The organism is Xenorhabdus sp. IM139775 (assembly GCF_028598745.1).
Taxonomy (GTDB): Bacteria; Pseudomonadota; Gammaproteobacteria; order Enterobacterales; family Enterobacteriaceae; genus Xenorhabdus.
The window spans coordinates 1-24,008 of sequence record NZ_JAQRFK010000022.1 but is presented as its reverse complement, the minus strand read 5'-3'; the positions used below and the strand labels follow the sequence as shown (position 1 = coordinate 24,008).

The window sequence follows — 24,008 nt, the reverse complement described above, 5'->3', positions numbered from 1 at the left end:
AAGAAAAAATGCAATCATTTGATGTGGTGATCGCAGGGGGCGGGATGGTTGGCCTTGCGCTGGCCTGTGGTTTGCAAGGTAGCGGTCTGCGCATCGCGATGGTAGAAGAGCATCCACCGACCAAGTCATTTGATGCCAATGATGAATATGCGTTGCGGGTTTCAGCCATCAATGCTGCCAGTGAGCGGTTACTCACCCACCTTGGTGTCTGGCAGGATATTCTCGCGATGCGAGCCTGCGCCTATCAGGGCATGGAGGTTTGGGATCAGGATAATTTCGGGCGTATTCAGTTCAGTGCGGCGGAAAATGGTCTGGCACATCTGGGTCATATCATCGAAAACAAGGTGATCCGACAAGCGCTCTGGCGACGTGCGGAAAATCTGCCGGATGTGACGATTTTTACGCCATCCGTGCTCAAAAATGTGGCTTGGGGAGAAAACGAAGCCTTCATTACCTTATCTGATGGAACCATGCTCACATCTCGCCTTGTGGTGGGTGCAGACGGTGCTCACTCTTGGTTGCGTCAACATGCCGATATTCCGTTGACTTTCTGGGATTATGAACACTCTGCGTTGGTCGCCACCATTCGTACTGAAGAGTCTCATGAAGGTGTTGCGCGTCAGGTATTCCATGCTGATGGCATACTGGCTTTCCTGCCACTGCCGGATGCTCACTCATGTTCGATCGTCTGGTCACTGCCGGCTGAATCTGCGCAACAGTGCAAAGCTATGGCACCGGCGCTGTTTAATCGACAATTGAGTGCGACATTCAATATGCGCCTTGGTCAATGTGAACTCATCAGTGATCGGCAAACCATTCCACTGACAGGACGTTATGCCCGCAACTTTGCCGCCCATCGATTGGCACTATTGGGTGATGCGGCACACACTATCCATCCGCTGGCGGGTCAGGGGGTTAATCTCGGTTTGATGGATGTGGCAGAACTGATAGGTGAATTGAGTCGATTAAACCAGCAAGGCAAAGATATCGGTCAGTATCTCTATCTGGGACGTTATGAACGTCGCCGCAAACACAGTGCTGCGATCATGCTCGCAGGCATGCAGGGTTTCCGTCAGCTATTTGATGGCAATAACCGGGCTAAAAAGTTATTGCGGGGTATTGGATTAACACTGGCTGATCACTTGCCGGGAATGAAACCGCAATTGCTCCGCCATGCGATGGGACTTAATGACCTCCCTGATTGGTTGGTTTCTCAAACTGCTTCGCTTGAAAAAATCTAATTCAGCCTGTTATTTAGAATTAGTTTTTCTCATGTCAGACGAAAGTGTGTTAAGACGATTTGCTTCACACTTTCGTCTTTTTTTAATCCAAAAAGAGTGTTTTTTGTCATTTATTAAAAATAATTAGCGTGCTGGTTGCCATAAATCAGACAAAAATTCTGCATGTCGGTGAGCACCTTTTCGGGTTACCAAGGTAATGCAGCTAATTTATTTTATGGTTCATTTCCTGTTTCAGTGATAACTTCTGATACCTAAGGTATCGTTTGCGTGATTAACCGCTTCTTTGCTTCATGATCCAACATCTGCCGGTTAATACGCCGTATTTTTTCAGGTCACGAATGTTTTCATGTCAAGAACGTAAAGAGGGAAATAATGTCAAAACACACCCCACTATATGATCAACATCTGGCATGCGGGGCACGCATGGTAGATTTTCATGGCTGGATGATGCCGCTGCACTATGGTTCACAACTCGACGAGCATCATACCGTGCGTACTGATGCCGGTATGTTCGACGTTTCCCATATGACGATTGTGGATTTACACGGGACAGGTTGCCGTGATTTTCTCCGTTACCTTCTGGCTAATGACATTGCCAAACTCACCGAACAAGGCAAGGCGCTGTATACCGGAATGTTAACGGCTTCTGGTGGTGTCATTGATGACCTGATTGTCTATTTCTTCACTGATCACTTTTATCGCATGGTGGTTAACTCAGCAACCCGTGAGAAAGACTTGGCATGGATTAACCAACATGCTGAGAAATATGACGTTGAGATCACGGTGCGTGATGATTTGGCGCTGATTGCTGTTCAGGGGCCAACCGCGCAAGCCAAAGTCCAATCACTGCTCAGTGATGAGCAGAAGCACGCAATCATGGGAATGAAACCTTTCTTTGGCGTTCAGTCGGGAAATGTGTTTATTGCAACAACAGGTTATACCGGTGAAGCGGGTTATGAAATTGCCTTGCCCAAAGAACAAGCGGCAGATTTCTGGCAACAGTTGCTGGCAGCAGGCGTAAAACCCGCTGGATTAGGGGCGCGTGACACATTGCGTCTTGAAGCGGGCATGAACCTTTATGGGCAAGAAATGGATGAAACCATTTCACCGCTGGCCGCCAACATGGGATGGACCGTTGCCTGGAAACCGGAAGATCGCCAGTTTATTGGCCGTGAGGCACTGGAGAGACAACGCGAAACCGGAGCTGAACAATTGGTTGGCTTGGTGATGCGTGAAAAAGGCGTATTGCGTGGTGGTTTAACGGTCAGCTTTACGGATGGTGCCGGCGAAATGCGTTCTGGCGTGATTACCAGTGGAACATTCTCCCCGACTTTAGGATTTAGCATAGCCCTTGCGCGTGTTCCGCAAGGGATTGGTGAGCAGGCGGTTGTCCAGATCCGCAATCGCGAAATGCCCGTTCAGGTTGTTAAACCGGGCTTTGTGCGGATGGGTAAACCACTTGTCGATAAATAAAAAAGGAGAAGACAACGATGAGTCATGTACCAACAGAATTAAAATACACAGAATCACATGAGTGGGTTCGTTCGGAAGGCAATGGTGAATACACCGTAGGGATCACCGAACATGCCCAGAACTTATTGGGCGATATGGTATTTGTTGATTTGCCTGAAATAGGCACAGAAGTCAATAGTGGTGATGATTGTGCCGTTGTAGAGTCAGTGAAAGCTGCTTCGGATATTTACGCCCCATTGAGTGGTCACGTTATCGCGGTCAACCCTGAGCTGGAAAGCGCTCCCGAATTAGTGAACAGTGAGCCCTATAACGAAGGTTGGCTGTTCCGGATTAAAATCACTGATGAGAGTGAACTGACTCATTTGCTTGATGCCGAAAGCTATCAGTCACTCTTGGAAGAAGACGAGTAATGACTTTTGAATCGCCCCATATCACTTTGTGAATGGGGCATTTTTTTGCATAAAAGGCATAGCGAGTTTCAGGAAATTATCATCAATGACCCAGACACTAACCCAACTTGAAAATCAAGGTGAATTCATTCGCCGTCACATTGGTTCTTCTGCCAAACAGCAAACAGAGATGCTGGCAATAGTCGGTACACATTCTCTTGATGAGCTGACCAATAAAATCGTTCCTCGTGATATCGCATTATCAGAGCCTCCTGCGATTGGTGAAAGTGCGACTGAACAACAGGCATTGGCTGAATTGAAAGCGATGGCGAGCCGGAACCAGCGCTATCAATCGTATATCGGTATGGGGTATTCACCGTCAATACTTCCCCCCGTCATTTTGCGTAATTTGCTGGAAAATCCCGGCTGGTATACCGCATATACCCCTTATCAACCCGAAGTATCCCAAGGCCGGTTAGAGGCTTTACTGAACTTCCAGCAAGTCACCATTGACCTGACGGGATTGGAACTTGCCTCTGCTTCACTATTGGATGAAGCAACGGCAGCCGCAGAAGCCATGGCAATGGCAAAACGGATCAGCAAACTGAAAAGGGCTGAACGTTTCTTTGTGGCCGATGATATTCATCCACAGACTTTGGATGTTGTGCGTACCCGCGCCGAAACTTTTGGATTTGACGTCATTGTTGATAAAGCAGAAAAAGTACTGGAACTGGAAGGTATCTTTGGTGTCCTGCTGCAACAAGTCGGTACCACGGGGGAAGTCCACGATTACCGCGACCTGATTGCAACACTGAAAGCGCGTAAGATCATTGTCAGTGTTGCCGCGGATTTGATGGCACTGGTCATCCTGACCGCGCCGGGTCAACAAGGGGCTGACATTGTATTTGGTTCCGCCCAGCGTTTCGGTGTGCCGATGGGCTATGGCGGCCCCCATGCGGCCTTCTTTGCTTGCCGGGATGAATTCAAGCGTTCCATGCCGGGGCGTATTATCGGGGTTTCCCGAGATGCAGCGGGTAACAGGGCATTGCGCATGGCGATGCAAACCCGCGAGCAACATATTCGCCGTGAAAAAGCGAACTCCAATATCTGTACTTCTCAAGTCTTGCTGGCGAATATCGCCGGCATGTACGCCGTTTATCATGGTGCAGAAGGCTTGCAGCGCATTGCTAACCGTATCCACCGACTGACCGATATTCTGGCTGCCGGCCTGCAACAAGCGGGCATCACACTGCGTCATCAAACCTGGTTTGATACGCTGGCCATCGAAGTGTCAGATAAAGCGCAGGTGCTGGCAAGAGCGGCGAAAGCGCAAATTAACCTGCGTACCGATATTCTTGGTGCGGTTGGCGTGTCATTGAGCGAAAAGACCAGCCGGGATGATTTGATCACGCTGTTCCAAGTGATCACGGGTTCGGAGGCAATACTGGATGTTGCTGCCTTGGATCGTGAAGCCGCGACAGGCAGCCAATCTATTCCAGCCTCCATGCTGCGTAATGACGAAATGTTGGCCCATGAAAACTTCCGCCGTTACCACAGCGAAACCGACATGATGCGTTATATGCACAGTCTGGAGCGTAAAGATCTGGCGCTGAACCAAGCCATGATCCCGCTGGGTTCATGTACCATGAAACTGAATGCCGCAGCGGAAATCATGCCGATTACCTGGCCTGAATTTACCGATATGCACCCTTTCTGCCCGCCAGAACAAGCGCAGGGTTATCACCAACTGATCAGCCAGCTTTCCCATTGGTTGGTGCTCTTGACGGGATATGATGCTGTTTGTATGCAGCCAAACTCCGGTGCACAAGGGGAGTATGCGGGGCTGTTGGCCATTCGTCGCTATTATGCCAGCCGTGGTGAACAACATCGCCATGTTTGCCTGATCCCAAGTTCTGCCCACGGCACTAATCCGGCTTCTGCCCATATGGCGGGGATGACCGTTGTTGTCGTCAACTGTGACAAAGAAGGCAACATCGATCTGGCAGATTTGCGTGAAAAAGCGGAACAACACCGTGACGATCTGGCTTGCATCATGGTGACTTACCCATCCACTCACGGAGTGTATGAAGAAACCATCCGTGAAATTTGTGAAGTCATTCATCAACATGGTGGTCAGGTTTACCTTGATGGTGCCAACATGAACGCTCAAGTGGGTATCACCACGCCGGGCTTTATTGGTGCAGATGTTTCGCACCTGAACCTGCACAAAACCTTCTGTATTCCACATGGCGGCGGCGGCCCGGGCATGGGGCCGATTGGCGTGAAAAAACATCTTGCACCCTTTTTGCCCGGTCATTCCGTGGTTGAAATGGATGGTGTCACGACATTAGGTGCTGTATCCGCCGCGCCATTTGGCAGTGCATCCATTCTGCCGATTAGCTGGATGTATATTCGCATGATGGGGGCAAAAGGGCTGAAACAAGCCAGTCAGGTGGCGATCCTGAATGCAAACTACATTGCCGCCCGCCTGAAAGGGGCTTATGAAATCCTCTATACCGGACGAGATGGGTACGTTGCCCACGAATGTATTCTGGATATCCGCCCCTTGAAAGAAGAATTCGGCATCAGTGAGATGGATATCGCCAAGCGTCTGATTGACTATGGTTTCCATGCGCCAACCATGTCATTCCCGGTCGCGGGCACCTTGATGGTTGAGCCAACGGAATCAGAAAGTAAAGTTGAAATTGATCGCTTTATTGACGCCATGCTGGCGATTCGGCAAGAAATCCGCCAAGTGGCAAACGGAGAATGGCCTTTGGAAGATAACCCACTGGTTAATGCGCCGCACGTTCAGGTTGAATTGGTTTCTGACTGGGATCACGCATACAGCCGTGAAATTGCCGTTTTCCCGACGGTGGAAACCAAAGCCAATAAATACTGGCCGACAGTGAAACGCCTTGATGATGTTTACGGTGACCGCAATTTACATTGCTCTTGTGCACCGATTGGAGATTATCGTTAATCATAAGCCAATTAACGAAACCCAACGAAAGCAGCAGCGTTAGAAAATGTTTCTAATGCTGCTTTTTTACCTGATCAACACAAACTCGGTGACAGAAGCCCGATATAACGATGTTGTTGCCGTAATATACAATTGATCACCGTTAATTCCGCCTAACGTACAATTGGATACACATTCAGGCAGCGGGATTTTATGTATTTCTGTGCCATCTCGGTCAAAAATTAAAACGCCATCGGCACAACTACAATAAACATGGTGGGATTGATCAATACAGAATCCGTCCGGGAACCCGGGAGAGACTGTAGCGAAACGTTTACCACGCCCTAAAGTTTTGCCCTGCACGGGATAGATGAGAAGCTCGTGTCTTCCATGCGAAGGGAAATCGAGAATAGACATGTCGGCGACATAGAGCCATTTTTCATCGGGAGAGAACGCAAGCCCATTCGGGCGTTGGACATCAATGGTGGCGATAGAAATCGTGTCATCACTGGGATCGTAGCAATAGACATAGCAACCAATGACCTGACTTTCTGATTTATATCCCTCTTCATCGCTGATGATCCCATAAGGGGGATCAGTAAACCAAATTGTCCCGTCAGAGCGTACCACAACATCATTCGGTGAATTGAATCTTTTACCGTCGATTCTATCAACCAGCATCGTGACGTGACCGTTTTTTTCTGTCCGGGAAATACCTCGCCGCCCATGTTCACAGCTAATCAGCCTCCCTTCATTATCTAACGCATTCCCATTCGCATAATGAGAATATGCCCGCCATAGGCTGACACCCTCATCCTCTGACCAGCGGAACATCCTATTTCCTTTAACATCACTGAAAATCACTGCATTTTCATTTGGCAGCCAAACCGGGCCTTCTGCCCAAATAGCCGGAGAACAAAGTTTTTCTAAATGTATATTCATCGTTACACCTATTATTTTCTGGGAATGATATTATTTTCCGGTTCTACATTTCTCACTTGTGCCGAGCTTACCCTTCTTTTTGTTAATCTATACGAAATCTCTTTCATTGCACGGCGATCGACTTTCAGTAATTTCACTGAAATTGCCGTTAACAAATAACCTAATGCCGGGATAACAGTAAACAGCATAACCATTGATAATTGAGCATGAGCATTCTGTGATGGTTGATGTGCATCATAACCAACAAACGCCAATACACCACTGACTAATGAACCAGAAAGCGCCAGCCCTAATTTAAGCGCGAGCAAATTACAGGAAAAATTAATACCCGTTAAACGCTTGCCTGATTTATATTCACCATAGTCATCAATATCAGCCATGATTGACCAATTAATTGGCTGGGCAATCTGATGGACAACATTTAAAATAAAGTATCCAAATAACATCAAATAATGCCTGTCTGCCGGGATAAAATAGATCAGCAAGGAAAGACCGGTCATGAATAAACTCACCCAATAAAATATTTTCAATTTACAAAAATAATCACTCAGTGGTTTGGCTAAGGCACTACCCAATGTCATACCCATAACGCCAACACTTAAAAAGAGGGTGGTGAATATTTCACTGGCATGGATCACCCATGTCAGAAAATACATGATGGATGCCATTCTGATAAAACCGGGTAACACATTGAGAAAGGTGACCAGTAATAAACGAAGCCATTGATCATTTTTCAGGATGTCACGGTAATCTTTGACGATTGAATCTTTTGTCGGCGTGACAGGGCGTATACGCTCACGAACCAAAGAGAAACAGAGTATAAACATCACCAATCCGACAGAGGTCAGCAGAATAATGGCGTCATGGTAACCTTTGGCTTTATCGCCATGACCGAAGAAGTTAACCAAAGGTAATAATGATAATGTCAGAATCAGCGTCGCAATGCCGACCCCCATAAACCGGAAACTTTGACAGGAAACGCGTTCACTATTATTGCTGCTAATCACACTCCCTAATGAACAATAGGGGATATTAACCAATGAATAAGTGACTGACATCATCAGATAAGTGATGAATGCGTAAATGGCTTTACCTGTATAATTCAGGTTTGGCACAGTAAACATTAATACTGAAAATAAAGCATAGGGAAAGGCAAAAAAAAGAATATAGGGCCTGAATTTCCCCCACCGTGTATGTGTCCTGTCAGCAATATAACCAATAAAAGGATCTGATATTGCTTCAATAACCCTGACACCCAGCCAAATAGCCGCAACGGTGGTCGCATTGAGGCCATAGATATCGGTATAATAAAAATTCAAAAATAGGAAAACAGCACCGCCAACAATATTACAACCGGCATCGCCAAACCCATATCCCACCTTTTCCAGAATAGAAATTTTTTCTTTCATGGGTTATTTCTGACCATAATAGGCATTAGCGCCATGTTTGCGTAAATAATGTTTATCCAATAACGCCTGTTGGATGAAGGTGATTTCAGCATTTAATTGTTGGGAGAACAAACTCATATAAGCGCACTCTTCAAGTGCCACTGCATTGTGTACCGCGTCCGCTGCATTGGTTCCCCATGTGAAAGGCCCGTGGGAATGAACTAAAACGGCGGGGATCTTCATGGGGTCGAGTTGTTGTTCTGCAAAGGTTTGAACGATGAGGTTCCCGGTTTGCAATTCGTAATCATCATTGATTTCCTGTTTGGTCATTAATCGGGTACAAGGCACCGCCCCGTAAAAATGATCGGCATGTGTTGTGCCATGAGGCGGCAAAAATCGCCCGGCCTGTGCCCAAATAGTGGCATGGCGGGAATGGGTATGCACAATCCCCCCGATCTCCCGGAAATGACGATACAATACGAGGTGGGTTGGCGTATCAGACGACGGTTTTTTACTTCCTTCCACAATCATCCCGCTCGCGATATCAACCACGACCATGTCATCGATTTGCATGTCATCATATTCGACACCGGAGGGTTTAATCACCATTAAACCGCGTGATTTATCAATCGCGCTGACATTTCCCCATGTGAATGTCACTAAATGATGTTTTGGCAGTGCCAGATTTGCAGCCAGCACATCGGCTTTCAGTTGTTCTAACATGCAAAACCTCCTTCCTGCATACGTGCTTCGATCCAGCGACGCGCCAGTATAATTTCAAAGACCGGTTCTTCGGCTTTTTCTGTCCACATTTCTATCAAGAATGTCCCTCGGTAGTTCAATTCATGAAGTGTCCTGAATAGGCCGACAAAATCGACACATCCCTGCCCGAACGGAACATCACGGAATTGCCCGGCGTGGGTGGGGGTGACCGGATAAGTATCTTTGAGATGAATGGCCGAGATGCGGTTGATGCCAAGCTTGAGTTCTGCTGAGACATCATTTCCCCAGGCACTTAAATTACCCATATCGGGATAAACACTAAACCAGGGCGAAGCCAGCATTTCATCCCACGCTTTCCATTTGGTGATGGAGTTCATGAAATCAGTATCCATAATTTCCATTGCCAACATGACCTGTGCTCCGGCAGCCTGCTGAACGGCCCACGCCATCCCTTCGGCAAAACGCTGTTCCGTTGCTTGGTCATGTTTTTCGTAATAAACGTCATAACCGGCCAGTTGGATGGTTCTGATCCCAAGATCCCGGGCGAGATGAATAGCCTTTGACATAATGTCATACGCTCTTTGCCGTACTGTTTCATCATGGCTGCCAAAGGGATAACGCCGATGCGCAGATAAGCACATGGAAGGAATGCCAATGCCGGTTTCCAACGTATTCCTGACCAGTTCAAGGCGTGTTTTTATATCCCAGTCCAATCGTGACAAACGTTCATCTGTTTCATCCACCGACATTTCAACAAAATCGAAACCGCAGCTTTTTGCCAAACATAAGCGTTCTGCCCATGTCAGATTTTTTGGCAATGCTTTTTCATAGATACCCATAGGATGGATACGCATTAGGCTACCCCCAGATTTCAGTAAGTTGAGTATGAAACGCTTGAGCCGCTTGCCTGGGTTGGGTTGCGCCAGATAACGCCCGACCGACAATAAAAGCCTGTACAGAAATGTCTTTAAATTGGGGAAGATCGGCCGGCACAATGCCACCGGTAATGGAAATCGCGAATCCTATATCGGAGAGTTTTTTCAGGCAGGAGATATCTTTTTCACCCCATATTTGCCCACTGGCTTGTGCATCACGTCCGCGATGATAGGTCACTTGGCGAACACCAACAGAATGCCAATTTTTTGCATCAGAGAATGTCCAATTGCCAAACAATTCAATTTGGATGCCGGCATTTCTCTGGCTTGCCAAATGATGGGCTTTTGCTATGGTTGCCAGCGGCGCAGCACAAATCACCGTCATCCAGTCTGCACCGGCATCAAAAGCCAGTGCTGCCAGAATTTCACCTGCATCAGCGACTTTCCAATCTGCAACAATAATTTTGCCCGGACAATGGCGACGCAGTTGACGGATGGCGTTATTTCCTGCACAAAGACACAGGATCGTCCCCGCTTCAACAATATCAACCTCGTCGCGTAATAACTGAGCATCCCGTAACGCCGAGTCCAGACGGGTATGATCCAATGCCAGTTGCAGTAATGGGCGGTTCATATTCCTCTTTCCTCCCGTGTATCCCGTGATTTGCATTGGGAATGAAAGTTGTGAAGTGATTCAATCAGTAGCTGATATTTAATTTTTTTATTAAGGTAGGCTGGATGTGAATCTCGATCCGGCTCAAGGGTATAGAGGGGGTAATCTAAATTTTGTTGGGCTTCCGTAAAATCTTTGTAGTGACCTGTGCCAACGAAAGCGGCCAATGCGGCGCCCAGACAACCGGTTTCTTTCACCTGAGGCAGCTCCACGGGCAGATTGCTGGTATCGGCAAACATCTGCATCCAGACTTTGGAGTGAGCCGGTCTGCCCATGACCCGTATCGTTTGAGTTTTGGTGAAACGCGCTAACATGCGTTTCAGGTGGGTCATGTGACTGAAAATAACGCCTTCATAGACAGCTTGCAGCAAATGACCGCGATGATGGCTGGATTGTAAACCATAAAATCCAGCCGTCATGTCCAGCCCGGCATTGCTGCCATAAAGAAAGGGAAGAAAAAAAAGTTCGCTGGACGCTTTGGGAAGATGGTTCACGGCAGCATTCATTTCTTCAAACGGCATTTTTCCCCAGAGGGTGGAAAACCATTCGAGATTACCTGACGACGTGGGACTGGCCTCATGAACAATATACTGCCCCGTATTGGCATAACGTCCATAAATATAAGGGTGTGGCTCATGTGTACGCAGTTGATCAGTGATACCACTGGTGACTGACCAAGTTCCCATCACGGCATTCAAGGTATATTCGTCTTGCAGGCCCGCGCAAAGTGCGGTAGAAACCACATCAAACAGCCCCCCGACCACGGGCGTGCCTGCAACCAATCCTGTTAATTCGGCGGCTTGTGGGGTAATTTCTCCACAAATCTCAGTTGAACCTACGATGCGGGGAAGAACGCTGTCAATTTCACTAATATTCAACAGGGTGGAAAGGGTAGGATCATAAGCTCCCGTATTCATGTTATAGAGGTTAGATTCAGAGATATTGCTCTCTTCACAGCCCTTTTCGCCCGTAAGGCACCAGCGGAGATAATCGTGCGCCATCATCAGGGCATCAATGCGGTCATAGCGTTCAGGCTGGTTATCTTTGATCCAGCGCAACAGAGAGACGGGATGGCCTGTCCAAAGCGTCTGGCGCGTATGGGGATATAACTTTTCCAACATCCCTTGTTGCTGCCATTGGCTCACTATTTCTGTCGCCCGCCGATCGGAGGAAAGGAACCCGTTACCCAGCGGTGCGTTATTTTTATCTAGAAGAAACAAACCCTTGCCTTGAGCCGAAATCCCCACGCCTTTAATCTGCTGACCTTGGGTGCCACTGTTTTTCAATAAATGACTGACCGTCGCAATTAACGTATGCCACAACTCGTTGAGATCCCTTTCTGCATATCCCGGCTGAGGCGTGATGGTTCTCAGGGGCGTGCGCTCGATACTGTACTCTTGTCCGCGTTCATCATATAAACCCGCTTTAAGATAAGTGCCGCCACAATCAATGCCCAGACAGAAACTACGGTTATGTTTGCTCATAGGATGCAACCTTAATGCTTTCTACCATCGTGGATATTTCTCTCAGAGTGTTTTAATTTTCTCCCATACCCGATCGTCAATGGTCATGCCATTTCGCCGGTTTTCTGCTTGCCTGCGCAGCAATTCATGACCCGGTAACCGAATGGCGGTATCGGGATCTGCGCGTTCTGCTGAGGTAATAAAATCCATGACGGTTTTCAGCTTTTCTTCCCGCGAAGGGCCATCAATCAACTTATCCACTTCAATGGCGATAAATACCTGTGAAACGCCATATTCATCACCATGATTTTGTGTAATTTCCGCGACCGATGAACCGTTTGAAAGCAAGGTTGCGATGAGATCCAACACGATGGACAAGCCGGAACCTTTCCAGTATCCCATGGGTAAAATCCGGCGGTTTCTCTCGATGGTTGCGGGATCTCTGGTTAACTTGCCATCATCATCATAGCCCCCCTCGACAGGGAGTTGTTGCCGGGCTAATCGATTGACTTCTAATTTCCCGTAAGAAAACATCGACATTGACATATCAAGCAAAGTGATGGGATTACCCGGTACGGCCATGATTAATGGATTTGTACCAATACGGCACTCTTTTGCCCCCCAAGGCGGCACGGCAGCAATGGAATTCGTCCAACAGATCCCGATAAATCCTTTCTCCGCAGCCTGCCAGCCATAGCTTCCCCCTCTCATCCAATGGTTAGCATTACGTAATGCGACCAAACCAATGCCATATTCTGCCGCCAATTCTGTGGCTCTGTTCATCATCTGCCTAGCCGTCAGATTACCGATGGCTTGTTGTGCATCCCACTGTTCAATCGCTCCCAAAGACGCAACTTTCACGGGTTTGGCATCGGGAATAATATGCCCTGCATCAAGCTGCTGAATAAATCGGGGGAAACGGTTAACGCCGTGCGAATACACGCCAAATTCCGTGGTGCTGGCAAACATTTCTGCGCAGGCGTTTGCGGTTTCAGCCTGAACGCCCCGCGCTAACAGGACTTGGGTAAATTGTTCTTTTAATTGCTCGAAAGTGACTTGCACGTCTTCTTCCTTACTTTAAGTTTTGACCGATGACGAGAACCTGAAATAACACGATGCGATAGTTTCGGTTGATACAATATTGTATTTATTTAATTGTATGTATTTGAACTTAAACAATTCATCTCAGAATACGTATATAAGGTGAAAGAGAGAGGGGACATTAGAAATGGTTTAAAAATGTTAATTTATCTTAATGAAAATAAGATAACCACTCGCGATATTATGAGGTGATCGGGATGAATATATCTTCAATTTTACCCATTAATAAAAAAAATACCCGACATTATGGCACCGCTTTCTGGGGCGGTTTTCTGGGTGGAAATATTGCCAGTTTGGTTAAATGGGGAAGTGAAAACCTCCTGCCGCCCAGAATAGCCGGTAGTGCCATTCCTCCTGCCGAGATGCTTCAGGCTTGGGGAGGTCAAGTCAACGACATGATCTATCATTACTCAGGCCACCTCATCAATTGGGGCGTGGCCGGCGTTCATCATCTTTTTTCGATCATACTGGCCATTTTCTACTCCCTCCTGGCAGAAATTTTTCCGATTGTAAAACTGTGGCATGGTGCTGTTTTCGCTTTGATCGTGGTCATCGTTTGCCACGGCATCATCTTACCCATCAATGGCTGGGCGTCTCCTCTCTGGGCGTTGTCTTTTGATGAGATATTCTCTGAAATCGTCGGAAGTGTTCTCTGGATATGGACCATTGAAGTTTTCAGGCATGATATCCGTCACCGAATGACGAGAAATGAGGAAATCAAGCTGTCAGAAACAACGCCTGACAGCTTATTTAGAAGATAAAGGCGGGGGAATTAGCTTAACCAGCCTTTTTCTTTTGCTGCTTCTAACTGTGGCAGCAGGTACTGCCACAGTTCAGGGTAACTTTCAGCAACAAATTGGAGCAGATTATAAACTTGCTCAAAGCGAATGTTATTCTCAACCCAGCTTTGCCCGTGATTATGCAGGTTCATGAAGACCGGCATAATTCGATCAAGTGTTTTCGCAAAACGTGCTTCCGGTGTGATGGCGTCTTCGTATTCGTGCCAAAGTTGCAGAAAGTATTCTCCCTGTGTTTCCGGCAGTAAGCCAAAAATACGGCCAGCCGCTTTAACCTCTTGTTCGTGAATGGCTTCACGGGCAGCCAAATCGAAAACGATAACATCACCCGCATCGATCTCAACAATGTCATGAATCAACGCCATCTGTACGACGCGGCTAATGTTCACATCCCCGGCATAAGGCGCAAAGCCAAGCACGGCAATCGCAAAATGCCAGCTATGTTCAGCGGAGTTTTCATGGCGCGCATTGTTCAATAACTTCGTTTTGCGATGGACATATTTTAATTTATCCAGCTCCATAATAAACGCAATGACATCGGTAAAAGGGCCGAAATCAACAGGAGGTACAGCTAACGACATACATAAACTCCAATAATTATTTTTCTTCGTTTAGTGAATAAGGCAATGTTTGAATAGTCAGAACGCTGCCTTCATCGTCACGGATACGGAATACACTCCCGGCTTCCATATCATTATTCATCACAACTTGTACCCAGATTGAACCATCAACCAGTTTGACCGCCGCCAACACTGAACCTGTCCGCCGCCATTTATCGCCTAATTGCCACTCCAAATCATCGCCAGCGGCAGGCAGGGAAGCAGCATTACCCGCCAGCCAGTACATGGCTCGCTTATTTGCACCACGATACTTGGCGCGGGCCACCATCTCCTGCCCGGTATAACAACCTTTCTTAAAGCTGATACTGTTTTCGATGGCCTGAAGGTTGGTTGCCTGCGGAATAAATTGTGTACTGCTGGTGGCATCAATCACCGGAAACCCCGCTTCAAGCTCCAGCGCCAGCCATTGCTGGCTATCATTCAACTGCGATTGAAACTCTTCGACTAACGTTTCAGCTAAGTCAGTGGCCGTGGTTTTGTCCGTGACTAACAGGAAACGTTCAGTGGGAAGCGCTAAGTGGAGAAGGGTGGTGGTTTCGTGCTGGATAACCGGGGATTCGGTGTCGGGCAAGGTTGGGAAGCGTGTTGCCAGCGCTTCTCGGCTGCCTGTACCGGCGACACCGAGCAAGATATTTTCTTCGTCTTTGGCAAATGTCACTTTGGAAAACACGGCATACTTTTTCAATTCGGTTAGCTGCGTTTCCAATAGTGAACGGCGTTCAATATAGGCAAAACCTTCTCCACGCTGAAACAGCCGTAAGTTGCTCCACATCTTGCCTTTGGCATCACAATGGGCAGTTAACACATGCTGGTTATCATTCAAGGAGGTAAGATCAGCCGTCATCTGACCTTGCAGGTATTTTTCCGCATCAGCGCCAATCACTGTCACTATTCCCCAATCATCAAGGGAGATTAAAGTCAGTGGGAGTGTTGCAGAAGGGGATGGATATTGTGCAGAAAACGGGATTTGGTAAGCCATAACAACTCCTGCCAGTCAGCTATCTAAGAAGTAACGCTAATGGTAAAAGAGAAGTCGCTTAATGCAAAGGAGTTCTTCGTGCTATTGCTGGATAATGAACGCACGACTAATCTGTTGCGATACGCTTCGCATCTTGTCGATATAACGTGTGATTCTCCCTGTGCAGAGGATGAAAAACAGGCCAGAATCGTTGATAATCTTGTTGCCGCCTAACTGGCACGAATAAAAATGATAAAGAGGCTTTTTAAACATGGATATTGGTCATAAAGCACGTATTCACTGGGCATGTCGTCGTGGAATGCGTGAACTGGATATTTCTATCATGCCATTTTTTGAATATGAATATGATTCATTGGGTGATGATGACAAACGGATTTTCGTTCGCTTGCTGGAGTGCCCGGACCCTGACCTTTTCAATTGGCTCATGAATCATGGACGGCCTGAAGATGAGGAGCTTTACCATATGGTGAAATTGATCCAAAGCAGAAACCAAGCCCGTGGTCCTGTGGAGCAATAAATTAAGGGGATCTCGCCATACTCGCCTGTTTTCCACGGGCGTACATGGCGGTGCCGCAATGGCTGCTTTGTTGGCACCCTGGCCGATTAACAGTGCCTGTTTGTGGTTGCCATTTTTTTGGTTTCTCTTGTTTGCCATCATCAGCAGCAGTTGGGCATGGAGCCAGAAAAATATCCGGCAGTGTCAGGGAAGATTGGTGCTGTTCAAAGGCAACAAAGTACACTGGCAAAACGCCGCGTGGAGCATTGCCCAACCACCGTGGTTCCATCGTTGTGGAATGGTTGTCATGCTCCATGCCTTTAGTCGGCGCGACCAACCGCCAATCCGACTATGGATAGCATCAGACAGTATGTCGCCCACAGCGTGGCGCCATTTAAATCAACTGATGCGCCAATATTCTGGCAATAAAAACAACAGATAACATCACAGCGAAAACAGCGGTTAAAACAGGGCTTCCATTTCAGCTAATATCTGCATACACCATTCGCTCAAACGTTCATCTGTTTGCTCGAATTGGTTGACATCATCCAGCGCCAGCCCGACAAAATGTTTGCCGTCTTCGGCTAAAGGTTTCGGGCTGGTAAATTCATAACCGTCTGTTGGCCAGAACCCGATAAACTGTGCACCTGTCGGCCGCAGATGGTGATACAGCATGCCTAATGCGTCCAGAAACCACTCGCTATAATCGATTTGATCACCCATGCCATACATGGCAACGATTTTTCCTGCCAGATCTAACGAGGGAAGCTGATCCCAAATCGCCAGCCAATCTTCCTGTAATTCCCCAAAATCCCAAGTAGGGATACCGAGGATCAGGACAGAATATTCTTCCATCAAGCGAGGATCGCAATCCTTGACATCATGCAGGTCGATCAGATCTTCACCGAGTATATCGCGTATTTTTTCTGCTACCATTTCTGTATAGCATGTGCTGGAACCGTAAAAAAGACCAATTTTCATCATTAGTTATCAGGGAATTTCGAATATCAGGGGCGGTATTGTAACAGAATAATTTCTTTTTCAGGCATAATAGCCGATCGGAAGGCGCAGATAAGCAGACAGATAAGGAGGGCTTGTGCCAAGAAAACACAACCTATCAGATAACCATTTATCGGAACCGCATTCACCCGCTAATCCCCTGATAGAGCAATTTCTCGATACCATCTGGCTGGAAAAAAATCTGGCCGAGAATACCTTGGCTTCTTATCGGCTGGATTTACAAGCCTTGAACAATTGGCTGGTGCATCATGGTCATGATTTACTTTCAGTACCGTCGATAGAGTTACAAGCATTTTTGGCTGAACGAGTCGATGGCGGTTATAAAGCCAGTAGTTCAGCCCGGCTGCTGAGTGCAATGCGGCGGTTGTTTCAGTACCTATATCGTGAAAGAATGCGGGAAGATGATCCAACCGCACTATTATCTGCACCTAAACTGCCCAAACGTTTACCCAAGGATTTAAGCGAACAGAAAGTTGAAGATTTGCTCAACGTGCCTTTGGTTGACCAACCCATTGAACTGCGGGATAAGGCCATGCTAGAAGTGCTGTATGCTTGTGGATTGCGGGTTTCAGAACTGGTTGGCCTGACCTTATCCGATGTGAGCTTACGTCAGGGCGTGGTCAGAATAGTGGGTAAGGGCAATAAGGAAAGATTGGTTCCTTTGGGAGAAGAAGCCGTTTATTGGCTGGAGAAATATCTGGAACATGGGCGTCCGTGGTTATTGAATGGTGCTGTATCTGATGTATTTTTCCCCAGCAAGCGGGGAAAACAGATGACACGCCAGACGTTCTGGCATCGGATCAAGCACTATGCCGTGTTGGCAGGCATTGATGCTGAGCGCTTGTCACCCCATGTTTTACGTCATGCTTTTGCAACACATTTACTTAATCATGGCGCGGACTTACGTGTTGTGCAGATGTTGCTGGGCCATAGTGATCTCTCCACAACGCAGATTTACACTCATGTAGCAACCGAACGCCTCAAAGTGCTGCATCAACAACATCATCCCCGTGGCTAGCGACCGGGTCAGATGAAAATAAGGAACGAATAATGAACAAGATTGCGTTTTGCCTTTCATTACTGTTGAGTACTGTTATCAGCAATGCCTTTGCTGATGAGAGTGCCATCAATAACTCGCTGTCTAAAATGGGACTTAAGGCAGAAAGTATCACGCCATCACAACTGTCTGGTGTGAATGCGGTTTTAACCGAACATGGTGTTGTTTACCTGTCTGATGATGGTAAATATCTGTTACAGGGACCACTTTATGATATTAGCGGCAACGTGCCGAAAAATGTCAGCAATCAGGTGCTGGTTAAAAAACTGGAGGCTTTGAAAAATCAAATGATTACTTACAAAGCGCCAAAAGAAAAACACGTTGTGACGGTGTTTACGGATATTACCTGTGGTTATTGCCGCAAATTGCATGAGAGTATGCAGGAATACAACGATCTGGGGATCACGGTTCGTTATCTGGCGTTTCCTCGTCATGGCTTGCAACACCAATCCGCCAAAGATATGCAGTCCATTTGGTGCAGTGCGACACCGAATAAATCACTGAACGCTGTTTTCAAAGGTGAAAAAGTCTCTCCAATCAAAGCGTGTAAGACGGATATTGCGAAACAATACAATCTGGGCTTGCAGTTTGGTGTTCAAGGCACCCCGGCGATTGTTCTGAAAGACGGCAGCGTGCTGGGTGGTTACTTGTCACCGAAGGATTTACTGGCTACGTTGGAACAACATGGCGAATAATCGAAATCGCTAATGTATTCCATTAAGTGCATACAGTGAGTAAATAAAAATCAGTTAATAAAAAAACCAGTGAATAAGAAACTGTGAATAGAGAAATACAACTCCGCCGCCGGCCGGCGGCGGATTCTGGCCATCTTCCCAACAATATCCATCCATTATTGCGCCGCTTATACGCCATGCGCGGTATCCGTCAAGCTGATGAGCTGGAACGGGGTGCAAAGGGGTTGCTTAATTACCAATCCCTCAATGGAATTGAGCAAGCCATTGCCTTGCTGGTCACGGCATTACAGGAACATTGGCGCATCGTGATTGTCGGCGATTTCGATGCGGATGGCGCAACCAGTACCGCATTGAGCATTCGCGCCTTGCGTGCGATGGGATATCGCAACCTTGATTACCTTGTTCCAAACCGTTTTGAAGATGGTTATGGATTGAGCGTTCAGGTGGTGGATGAAATTGTCAAAAAAGGCGCGGATCTGATTATCACCGTGGATAATGGGATCTCATCCCATGATGGTGTGGCCGCCGCCCATCAACACGGTATCAAGGTGATCGTCACGGATCACCATTTACCGGCTGAAACACTGCCAGCCGCGGACGCCATTATCAATCCCAATTTAGTTGACTGCGCCTTTCCTTCTAAGGCATTGGCTGGGGTGGGTGTCGCCTTTTACCTGATGTCCGCACTCAGGGCAGAATTGCGTCAATTGGCATGGTTTGACCAACAAGGCATTCCATTACCGAATCTGGCGGAACTGCTGGACTTAGTGGCACTGGGAACCGTGGCAGATGTGGTTCCCCTCGATACCAACAACCGTATTCTGGTCTATCAAGGACTAAACCGCATTCGGGCAGGACGTTGCTGTGCGGGAATACGCGCTTTGCTCGAAGTGTCCAAGCGGGAACCGACAAAATTGGCTGCCAGTGATTTGGGGTTTGCATTGGGGCCACGATTAAATGCCGCTGGCCGTCTGGATGATATGTCGGTTGGGGTGGCGTTATTATTGGCCGATGACATGATACAGGCTCGTCAAATCGCTTGTGAGTTGGATGGCCTGAACCAAACTCGCCGGGAAATCGAACAGGGCATGCAGCAAGAAGCCTTGCAGATTTGCGATAACATTGAGCGAACCCATACTCAGCTCCCTTACGGGCTGGCCATTTACCATCCTGAATGGCATCAGGGGGTTGTGGGGATTTTGGCTTCACGCATTAAAGAACGTTTTCACCGTCCGGTCATTGCTTTTGCTCCGGCGGGGGAGGGGACGTTGAAAGGTTCAGGGCGTTCCGTCAATGGCCTGCATATGCGCGATGCCCTTGAGCGCCTTGATACCCTGCATCCGGGGCTGATGTTGAAGTTTGGCGGGCATGCGATGGCAGCGGGATTGTCGCTTGAACAAGACAAATTTGACCTCTTTCAGCGCTATTTTTCCGAGCTGGTCGCTGACTGGATGGATATTGCCCAACTTGAAGGCGTCGTTTGGAGCGACGGTGAATTAGCATTGGGCGAATTATCACTGGAAGTAGCGGAAATTCTGCGTGATGGCGGCCCGTGGGGGCAGGCATTTGCGGAGCCGGTTTTTGACGGCAAATTCAAGCTATTGCAACAGCGCATCGTGGGTGAAAAGCACCTGAAAGTCATGCTTGAGCCATTAAATGGCGGGCCGATATTAGATGGCATCGCATTTAACATTGATGTCAGCCGCTGGCCGGATAACAGTATCAAAACGGTAGAATTGGCCTATAAGCTGGATATAAACGAATTTCGTGGTAATCGTGATCTCCAGCTTTTGATCCAGCATATTTGGCCGTATTGAATGCACTCAAATTGAAGGTTTACACTCAGCTAACAGCAAGGCCGTAATTTAAAAGACGAAGGGTGTAAACCCTTTGCCAGATCCGTTACAATGCACGGTTCGAAAATATCCATGCGACCATCGTTTATTCATAATACACAACGTATAAGACACAAAATATGTTTGAAATTAATCCGGTAAAAAATCACATTCAGGACCTGTCTGAACGGACAGCCGTTCTGAGGGGGTATCTTTGACTATGATGCCAAGAAAGAACGCTTAGAAGAAGTCAATGCTGAACTCGAACAGCCTGATGTCTGGAATGAACCGGAACGGGCGCAGGCGTTGGGTAAAGAGCGTTCATCACTTGAAATCATCGTAGAAACCATTGAGCAGCTCTCTCAGGGATTGGAAGATGTGAACGGCCTGCTGGAATTGGCCGTTGAAGCTGATGACGAAGAAACCTTCAATGAAGCCGTCGCTGAATTGGAACAGTTAGAAGAAAAACTCGGCCAACTTGAATTCCGTCGCATGTTCTCTGGCGAATATGACAGCGCAAACTGTTATCTGGATCTTCAGGCGGGATCGGGGGGGACTGAGGCACAGGATTGGGCCAGCATGCTGATGCGCATGTACCTGCGTTGGGCTGAATCCAGGGGCTTTAAGACTGAAATCATTGAAGAGTCGGATGGTGAAGTTGCCGGTTTGAAATCTGCCACTATCAAAATCATTGGTGAATATGCTTACGGTTGGTTGCGTACCGAAACGGGCGTCCATCGCTTAGTCCGTAAAAGCCCTTTTGATTCAGGTGGTCGCCGTCATACATCATTCAGCTCGGCCTTTATCTATCCAGAAGTGGATGATGATATTGATATCGAAATCAACCCGGCTGATTTACGCATTGATGTATACCGTGCCTCTGGTGCGGGTGGTCAGCACGTTAACAAAACCGAATCGGCAGTGCGTATTACCCACGTACCGACGGGAGTTGTCACCCAATGTCAGACAGACCGTTCTCAGCATAAAAACAAAGACCAGGCGATGAAGCAGTTGAAAGCAAAACTGTACGAACTGGAAATGCAGAAGAAGAATGCTGATAAGCAAGCAATGGAAGAGAACAAATCAGACATCGGTTGGGGCAGTCAGATCCGTTCTTACGTTTTGGATGATTCCCGCATTAAGGATTTGCGTACCGGTGTAGAAACCCGCAATACCCAATCTGTGCTGGATGGGGATTTGGACAAATTCATTGAAGCAAGCCTGAAAGCTGGCCTATGAGGAACTAAAATGTCGCAACAACAGCAAGGGGCTGAACAGGCTCCTGATTTAAATAACGAACTGAAAACCCGCCGTGAAAAACTGTCTGCCCTGCGCAGCAACGGCATTGCTTTCCCCAATGATTTCCGTCGCGAAAACATTTCCGAAGATCTGCACGCAAAATACGATGACAAGACTAAGGAAGAACTGGAAGCGCTGGACATCGAAGTAAGTGTTGCCGGTCGCATGATGACACGCCGCATCATGGGTAAGGCATCTTTTGCAACCTTGCAAGACATGGGTGGCCGCATTCAGATCTACGTTTCCCGTGACGACCTGCCGGAAGGCATTTATAACACTCAGTTCAAGAAATGGGATTTGGGTGACATTTTAGGCGCACGCGGTAATCTGTTTAAAACTCAAACGGGTGAACTCTCCATCCACTGTACTGAACTGCATCTGCTGACCAAAGCATTGCGTCCACTGCCGGATAAATTCCACGGTTTGGCGGATCAGGAGACTCGCTATCGTCAGCGTTATCTGGATCTGATCTCGAATGATGAATCACGCAAGGCATTCCAGATCCGTTCCCGTGTGATGTCGGCATTACGCAGCTTCATGATTAAAAAAGACTTCATGGAAGTCGAAACGCCAATGATGCAGGCGATCCCCGGTGGTGCAAGTGCGCGTCCATTTATCACGCACCATAATGCGCTGGATATCGACATGTACCTGCGTATTGCGCCGGAACTGTACCTGAAGCGTTTGGTCGTCGGTGGTTTTGAGCGTGTTTTCGAAATCAACCGCAACTTCCGTAACGAAGGTGTATCTCCGCGCCACAACCCAGAGTTCACCATGATGGAACTCTACATGGCTTATGCGGATTACCAAGATCTGATCGTACTGATCGAAGATTTGTTCCGTACTTTGACACAAGAAGTCTTGGGTACAACCTTGGTGAAATATGGCGAACAAGCGTTCGATTTTGGTAAACCTTTTGCCAAGCTGACCATGAAAGAAGCGATCTGCAAATACCGTCCGGAAACCAACATGGCCGATCTGGATGATATGGATAAAGCGGTTGCTATCGCGAAAACCTTGGGCATTGATGTTGAAAAAGGCTGGGGTTTGGGTCGCGTCCAGTGTGAAATCTTTGAAGAAACCGCAGAAAGCCACCTGATTCAACCGACATTTATTACGGAATATCCGGCAGAAGTTTCTCCGCTGGCACGCCGTAACGATGATAATCCATTCATTACCGATCGTTTTGAATTCTTTATCGGCGGTCGTGAAATTGGTAACGGCTTCTCGGAGCTGAACGACGCGGAAGATCAGGCTGAGCGTTTTGCCGAGCAGGTTCGCCAGAAAGATCAAGGCGATGATGAAGCGATGTTCTACGATGAAGATTACATCACTGCGTTGGAGCACGGCTTGCCGCCAACAGCAGGTTTAGGGATTGGTATCGACCGTATGGTGATGTTATTCACTGACAGCCATACCATCCGTGACGTTATCCTGTTCCCGGCGATGCGTCCGCATAAATAATCATTTTTGATTAACCCCTGAAACGTCCTGCCCGGTTAACCGGACAGGACGTTTTTTTATATTCATTAAAAAGACTTAAACAACAGATTGAAATATAGACAAATGCTGACGATATACTACTTGATGAGATTCAGTAACAGGTATATATTTGACAGCATCACTTCGTTGATGCGAGTGTAGTTCAATGGCAGAACGAGAGCTTCCCAAGCTCTATACGAGGGTTCGATTCCCTTCACTCGCTCCAGATTAACCTCTCTTGAAGTCAATAAAAGTCCACTAAATCCAGTTAAATAAAATAGTTATCAGTATTTCATTATCTCTAAGTCTGGTGTCGTCTTTCTAAATCTATGCAATTTGTTGTATAGTTTTTTGTATAGAATTCCCTATGCATTTTCTTCTATAGCTGAATCAATATTGGTGGGTTATGAAGCTGACAGACTTAGTGATCAAGCGAGCTAAAGCAAAGGAAAAAGCCTATACGTTGGCGGATGGCAACGGGTTATCTTTGTTAATTGA

Annotated in this window: 23 protein-coding genes and 1 tRNA gene; 14 read left to right on the top strand and 10 right to left on the bottom strand. The window is 47.4% G+C overall.

From position 1 onward, the window contains the following. Window positions 1–8: 8 nt before the first annotated feature. The 4 genes from ubiI (at window position 9) to gcvP (ending at window position 6,086) form a co-directional block, all read left to right on the top strand. On the top strand, window positions 9–1,241 hold the full coding sequence (gene ubiI, locus PSI17_RS07065) for an FAD-dependent 2-octaprenylphenol hydroxylase (RefSeq protein WP_273551301.1): 1,233 nt from the start codon (window positions 9–11) through the stop codon (window positions 1,239–1,241). Window positions 1,242–1,613: 372 nt separating this feature from the next. After that, window positions 1,614–2,714, top strand: coding sequence for a glycine cleavage system aminomethyltransferase GcvT (gene gcvT / locus PSI17_RS07060; protein WP_273551300.1), 1,101 nt, complete (start codon window positions 1,614–1,616; stop codon window positions 2,712–2,714). A gap of 17 nt (window positions 2,715–2,731) precedes the next feature. After that, a complete protein-coding gene (gene gcvH / locus PSI17_RS07055; protein WP_273551299.1) occupies window positions 2,732–3,124 on the top strand; it encodes a glycine cleavage system protein GcvH in 393 nt (130 codons plus the stop codon). Window positions 3,125–3,209: 85 nt separating this feature from the next. Further along, window positions 3,210–6,086, top strand: coding sequence for an aminomethyl-transferring glycine dehydrogenase (gene gcvP / locus PSI17_RS07050; RefSeq protein WP_273551298.1), 2,877 nt, complete (start codon window positions 3,210–3,212; stop codon window positions 6,084–6,086). A gap of 66 nt (window positions 6,087–6,152) precedes the next feature. Here gcvP and PSI17_RS07045 read toward each other — a convergent pair whose 3' ends face one another. From PSI17_RS07045 to yiaK, 7 genes are read right to left on the bottom strand one after another with little or no spacing between them, the layout of a single operon-like run. After that, window positions 6,153–7,007, bottom strand: coding sequence for an SMP-30/gluconolactonase/LRE family protein (locus tag PSI17_RS07045; protein WP_273551297.1), 855 nt, complete (start codon window positions 7,005–7,007; stop codon window positions 6,153–6,155). An 11-nt stretch (window positions 7,008–7,018) separates the two neighbouring features. Next, window positions 7,019–8,416: a glycoside-pentoside-hexuronide (GPH):cation symporter gene (locus PSI17_RS07040; protein ID WP_273551296.1), complete on the bottom strand. Its 1,398-nt coding sequence runs from the start codon at window positions 8,414–8,416 to the stop codon at window positions 7,019–7,021. A gap of 3 nt (window positions 8,417–8,419) precedes the next feature. Then, the gene (gene araD / locus PSI17_RS07035) at window positions 8,420–9,118 is read right to left on the bottom strand and encodes an L-ribulose-5-phosphate 4-epimerase (RefSeq protein ID WP_273551295.1); all 699 of its coding nucleotides are present in this window, start codon (window positions 9,116–9,118) and stop codon (window positions 8,420–8,422) included. Further along, complete coding sequence (locus PSI17_RS07030; protein ID WP_273551294.1) at window positions 9,112–9,972, bottom strand: L-ribulose-5-phosphate 3-epimerase; 861 nt, start codon at window positions 9,970–9,972, stop codon at window positions 9,112–9,114. The genes araD and PSI17_RS07030 overlap by 7 nt, the downstream gene beginning before the upstream one ends. Window positions 9,973–9,976: 4 nt before the next feature. Continuing rightward, window positions 9,977–10,627 (bottom strand): 3-keto-L-gulonate-6-phosphate decarboxylase UlaD, encoded by a 651-nt coding sequence (gene ulaD / locus PSI17_RS07025; protein WP_273551293.1) that lies wholly within the window; start codon window positions 10,625–10,627, stop codon window positions 9,977–9,979. Beyond that, window positions 10,624–12,150: an FGGY-family carbohydrate kinase gene (locus PSI17_RS07020; protein WP_273551292.1), complete on the bottom strand. Its 1,527-nt coding sequence runs from the start codon at window positions 12,148–12,150 to the stop codon at window positions 10,624–10,626. Before PSI17_RS07020 ends, ulaD begins: the two co-directional genes overlap by 4 nt. A gap of 42 nt (window positions 12,151–12,192) precedes the next feature. After that, window positions 12,193–13,191: a 3-dehydro-L-gulonate 2-dehydrogenase gene (yiaK, locus tag PSI17_RS07015; RefSeq protein WP_273551291.1), complete on the bottom strand. Its 999-nt coding sequence runs from the start codon at window positions 13,189–13,191 to the stop codon at window positions 12,193–12,195. Between the two features lie 236 nt (window positions 13,192–13,427). Between yiaK and PSI17_RS07010 the strand changes: the two genes are divergently transcribed. Then, window positions 13,428–13,991, top strand: coding sequence for a YagU family protein (locus PSI17_RS07010; RefSeq protein ID WP_273551290.1), 564 nt, complete (start codon window positions 13,428–13,430; stop codon window positions 13,989–13,991). A gap of 11 nt (window positions 13,992–14,002) precedes the next feature. Here PSI17_RS07010 and PSI17_RS07005 read toward each other — a convergent pair whose 3' ends face one another. Continuing rightward, on the bottom strand, window positions 14,003–14,608 hold the full coding sequence (locus tag PSI17_RS07005) for an HD domain-containing protein (RefSeq protein WP_273551289.1): 606 nt from the start codon (window positions 14,606–14,608) through the stop codon (window positions 14,003–14,005). Window positions 14,609–14,624: 16 nt separating this feature from the next. Continuing rightward, window positions 14,625–15,626 (bottom strand): tRNA-modifying protein YgfZ, encoded by a 1,002-nt coding sequence (gene ygfZ / locus PSI17_RS07000; protein WP_273551288.1) that lies wholly within the window; start codon window positions 15,624–15,626, stop codon window positions 14,625–14,627. Window positions 15,627–15,704: 78 nt separating this feature from the next. Between ygfZ and PSI17_RS06995 the strand changes: the two genes are divergently transcribed. Genes PSI17_RS06995 through PSI17_RS06985 form a run of 3 tightly spaced genes read left to right on the top strand, consistent with a single transcriptional unit; the run spans window position 15,705 to window position 16,564 of the window. Further along, window positions 15,705–15,839: a hypothetical protein gene (locus PSI17_RS06995; protein WP_273551287.1), complete on the top strand. Its 135-nt coding sequence runs from the start codon at window positions 15,705–15,707 to the stop codon at window positions 15,837–15,839. A gap of 37 nt (window positions 15,840–15,876) precedes the next feature. Continuing rightward, the gene (sdhE, locus tag PSI17_RS06990) at window positions 15,877–16,143 is read left to right on the top strand and encodes an FAD assembly factor SdhE (protein WP_273551286.1); all 267 of its coding nucleotides are present in this window, start codon (window positions 15,877–15,879) and stop codon (window positions 16,141–16,143) included. Then, the gene (locus PSI17_RS06985) at window positions 16,124–16,564 is read left to right on the top strand and encodes a protein YgfX (RefSeq protein ID WP_273551285.1); all 441 of its coding nucleotides are present in this window, start codon (window positions 16,124–16,126) and stop codon (window positions 16,562–16,564) included. Before sdhE ends, PSI17_RS06985 begins: the two co-directional genes overlap by 20 nt. A 20-nt stretch (window positions 16,565–16,584) precedes the next feature. Here PSI17_RS06985 and fldB read toward each other — a convergent pair whose 3' ends face one another. Next, a complete protein-coding gene (fldB, locus tag PSI17_RS06980; RefSeq protein ID WP_273551321.1) occupies window positions 16,585–17,103 on the bottom strand; it encodes a flavodoxin FldB in 519 nt (172 codons plus the stop codon). Between the two features lie 178 nt (window positions 17,104–17,281). On the opposite strand from fldB, the gene xerD reads away from it, so the two are divergent. From xerD to PSI17_RS06950, 6 genes are all read left to right on the top strand, one after another. After that, window positions 17,282–18,160 (top strand): site-specific tyrosine recombinase XerD, encoded by an 879-nt coding sequence (xerD, locus tag PSI17_RS06975; RefSeq protein WP_443256012.1) that lies wholly within the window; start codon window positions 17,282–17,284, stop codon window positions 18,158–18,160. Between the two features lie 32 nt (window positions 18,161–18,192). Further along, window positions 18,193–18,894: a bifunctional protein-disulfide isomerase/oxidoreductase DsbC gene (gene dsbC / locus PSI17_RS06970; protein WP_273551283.1), complete on the top strand. Its 702-nt coding sequence runs from the start codon at window positions 18,193–18,195 to the stop codon at window positions 18,892–18,894. An 83-nt stretch (window positions 18,895–18,977) separates the two neighbouring features. Beyond that, window positions 18,978–20,711, top strand: coding sequence for a single-stranded-DNA-specific exonuclease RecJ (gene recJ / locus PSI17_RS06965; RefSeq protein WP_273551282.1), 1,734 nt, complete (start codon window positions 18,978–18,980; stop codon window positions 20,709–20,711). A 158-nt stretch (window positions 20,712–20,869) separates the two neighbouring features. Continuing rightward, window positions 20,870–21,968, top strand: a protein-coding gene (gene prfB, locus PSI17_RS06960) for a peptide chain release factor 2 (protein WP_273551281.1) whose coding sequence is annotated in 2 segments (ribosomal slippage) — window positions 20,870–20,944 and window positions 20,946–21,968 — 1,098 coding nt in all. Because the reading frame shifts where the segments join, the coding sequence is not laid out codon by codon here. Between the two features lie 9 nt (window positions 21,969–21,977). After that, window positions 21,978–23,492, top strand: coding sequence for a lysine--tRNA ligase (gene lysS / locus PSI17_RS06955; protein WP_273551280.1), 1,515 nt, complete (start codon window positions 21,978–21,980; stop codon window positions 23,490–23,492). A 170-nt stretch (window positions 23,493–23,662) separates the two neighbouring features. Beyond that, window positions 23,663–23,736 (top strand) — tRNA-Gly (locus PSI17_RS06950). The last annotated feature ends 272 nt before the right edge of the window (window positions 23,737–24,008 follow it).